Genomic DNA, 3,082 nt, shown 5'->3' with positions numbered 1-3,082 from the left:
CACTTTTTATTGACTATAAAAATTATTTTAGAATGTTTATCGCTCCTTCTTTACGATAAGAAATCGTGGCACAACTAAAATATGCTCCTTGGAGTGTTAATGTACTGATAGAATGTATTTAATTTTCAATGATCAATAGGTTTTCTACATAAAAGAATTTACTAATCTTTTAAACATTAGAAGATTATTTTAAACAGAAAAAGTGGAAAGGGGCTTTTTTTAGTTAGTTAATTTTAAATTTTAAGATAGCTTCTATCAATTTAATTTCTAGCTGTCTTAGCATATACTCATCTACATAGGTAATAAATTGCTCCGCCTCATTAAATCCATTTGTCAAACATAACTTAACTATATAACTATGATAATGTTTGAGTATCATCTTGATCGAAATTGGATCTTCTTCTAGAGCGGATTGAATAACGGATAGCGGAACTAATGGATACTGCCGTTTTTTGTTGTCTACCATAGGTCATACTCCGTTTTTAATTGTTCAACTGCCTTTTTTCGTTGATACCAGATACCACTTGTACTCATGTTGAGAATTTTACCGATTTCAGTATTATTAAAACCTGCAAAATAATAAAGTAGGATGACCTTTCTTCTTATCTCTGATAAATGATCAATGGCTGTTGATAACTTTTGATCTGAAATTAATATTTCCATTCCAAATAAGAAATAGACATCTTGTTCATCAAAATGAGTTTGAGAGTACTTGCCTTCAGTTGAATCTGTCAATGGTTCCTCATTATACTTTATGTTAGTGTTTCGTTTTCGAATAGACGTAATTTCGTTTCGTAATACTTTTTTGCAGTAGGCATCAAATTGGTGTTGTATAGATTTCTCATTATAATTTTGTTGCATGATAATATGCTCCTTTTTCCCCTTTCCACTAATACAACAATCAGAGAGCCCCTTTTTTTCGAAAAAACTAGAAAAAAACAAAAGACACGTAGTTTTTATCTACGTGTCTTCCATTTTTTTCAGAACAACTGCAAAGAAAAGAAATACATATTATACAAAACAAAAAAATATTCTAATTTTTTTCATATAGAAAGAACTCCTATTTTAAAATTATAAATCGTAACGAATGCGATTTATCCAATGCAATTTTACATACTTTATTTTATTTGTCAACAAAAAATGAACGATCATAATAATGTTTTCCCAACTTATTTCGCTAGATCCTATTTTAATTATTCTTCACTATGACATCATAATAAAGTTTTAATCAGAAAATTTAGACGATATGAAACGGAATAATCAATTAAAAGCTAAATATGCTTTGAGAAAAAATAATTTGTTTTTAGCGGAAGACATATAGATAAAAACTATGTGTCTTTTATTTTTCTAGCTTTTTCGAAAAAAAGGGGCTCTCTGATTGTTGTATTAGTGGAAAGGGGAAAAAGGAGCATATTATCATGCAACAAAATTATAATGAGAAATCTATACAACACCAATTTGATGCCTACTGCAAAAAAGTATTACGAAATGAGCTAAAACTATTCGAAAACGAAACACTAGAATAAAAGAAAATGAGGAACTATTGAACGTCTCAAATGAAGCTAAGTACCCTTACTCATTTTGATGAACAAGATATCTATTTCTTGTTTGGAATGGAGATATTAATTTCAAATAAAAAGTTATCAATAGCCAAACCAGTTATTGGACATAAAAAATTTTTTATTTTGCAAGTTTAATGATACTGAAATCGATAAAATTCTCAATATAAGTATGAATGGATTTAATGAAGTGGTCAATTTATTACCTATGTAGAAGAGTATACATTGAGGGAGTTATAAATTTTCAGAATCTATATTGAAATTTAAAGTTAAATAATTAAAAAGTCCCCTTTCAATTATTTTGGTAGAAAATTTATAGATCATTGAAAATTAAATACATTCTAGCAGTACGTTAACACTTCAAGGAGCATATTTTAGTTACGCCATGATCTCTTATCGTAAAGAAGGAGCGATAAATATTCTAAAATAATTTTTATAGTCAATAAAAAGTGATGATGTGAAGTTGGGATAATGATACTTCCGTAAGGCTCGCCGTAAACTTGGGGAGAGGTGAAATTCCTATGTGCTTTTGACAAAAGCAGCTGCTTAAGAATTAGTTTTAAGAGTAAATTAAGTAAGACAAAAAGCATCATGTAAGTTTAGTTTTTAAGCACTTAATTTTGTATATTTAGAGATTTCATTTGTAGTATATTTTTTAGTTTCTTGAATTTTATTATATTAACTATTTCATTACTCATAATCATGTTCTTTTTTTTTTAAATCTAAATGATTATAGTTTAGTAAAAAAGAGAGGATGGAGTCCCTTTTGAGAATATAAAATACGGTATATACGTTTTTTATGCTAAGCACCAATGTTTACTCTGTATTTAATAAACTAACATAAGAGACTATAACCTTTGACCCGATAATTATGATTATAGTTATTAGTATAAATCTTTAAGTAATAGAAAAGATGTGTTGAATGAAGTATACATTCTGTAATTAACAATGAATCATCAGTCATTGGATAGGAGGCTTTATTTTAAAAGTGTTAAACGATTCATCTTTAAGGTGTAGACAAGAATAAGTAAAAATAAAAAGCTAACTATCTCTCGAAATTAAATATTCTACAGAATGTTGTTTAGAAAAAAGGACTAGTAACAAAAGCTACCTACATTAGGTAGCTTAAAAGAGTGAAAAGAATATATGTTAAATTACTAATTTTATAGCATAAAGTAAAATATTTGTCAAAAAAAAGGGGGAGGGGAGAAGGATGTATTGTGCACGTGATCCATGCAGAAAGAATCATTGCCTATAAAATAAAAAAATTTACGAGGAGAATGATTCTTGAAGCAACAAATGAAAGCAAAAAAACAATATAAGACATATAAAGCTAAGAATCACTGGGTAACTGTCCCTATTCTTTTTCTAAGTGTGTTAGGAGCCGTAGGATTAGCTACAAATAATGTGCAAGCCGCGGAATTAGATACGCAACCAGAAACAACATCGATTCAATCTGATAACCATAATTCGCAGACAGTATCTGAAACAACAGTACAAAAAGACACTACTTCTCAACCGAC

At 28.7% G+C, this 3,082-nt stretch carries 3 protein-coding genes and 1 pseudogene; 2 read left to right on the top strand and 2 right to left on the bottom strand.

The features are described 5' to 3' along the window. Nucleotides 1–223: 223 nt before the first annotated feature. Both HMPREF2810_RS01810 and HMPREF2810_RS01805 read right to left on the bottom strand, forming a co-directional pair. Nucleotides 224–466: a helix-turn-helix domain-containing protein gene (locus tag HMPREF2810_RS01810; RefSeq protein ID WP_002383717.1), complete on the bottom strand. Its 243-nt coding sequence runs from the start codon at nucleotides 464–466 to the stop codon at nucleotides 224–226. Continuing rightward, nucleotides 460–861 carry an RNA polymerase sigma factor gene (locus HMPREF2810_RS01805; protein WP_002358449.1) on the bottom strand — a complete coding sequence of 134 codons (402 nt, stop codon included), beginning with the start codon at nucleotides 859–861 and terminating at the stop codon, nucleotides 460–462. The genes HMPREF2810_RS01810 and HMPREF2810_RS01805 overlap by 7 nt, the downstream gene beginning before the upstream one ends. 557 nt (nucleotides 862–1,418) lie before the next feature. Between HMPREF2810_RS01805 and HMPREF2810_RS16190 the strand changes: the two are divergent. Next, a pseudogene (locus tag HMPREF2810_RS16190) lies at nucleotides 1,419–1,773 on the top strand (sigma-70 family RNA polymerase sigma factor). Nucleotides 1,774–2,858: 1,085 nt separating this feature from the next. Then, a partial coding sequence (locus HMPREF2810_RS01800) for a KxYKxGKxW signal peptide domain-containing protein (protein ID WP_002417087.1) occupies nucleotides 2,859–3,082 on the top strand: 224 nt, incomplete at its 3' end.

The organism is Enterococcus sp. HMSC078F03, assembly GCF_001811595.1.
GTDB lineage: Bacteria > Bacillota > Bacilli > Lactobacillales > Enterococcaceae > Enterococcus > Enterococcus faecalis.
Note: the sequence above shows the minus strand (reverse complement) of the source record. Positions and strands in the feature narration are given on the sequence as shown.

Coding starts and splice junctions, on each gene's coding strand:
- HMPREF2810_RS01805 (WP_002358449.1), bottom strand. CDS start 861: ATGCAACAAAATTATAATGAGAAATCTATACAACACCAATTTGATGCC.
- HMPREF2810_RS01810 (WP_002383717.1), bottom strand. CDS start 466: ATGGTAGACAACAAAAAACGGCAGTATCCATTAGTTCCGCTATCCGTT.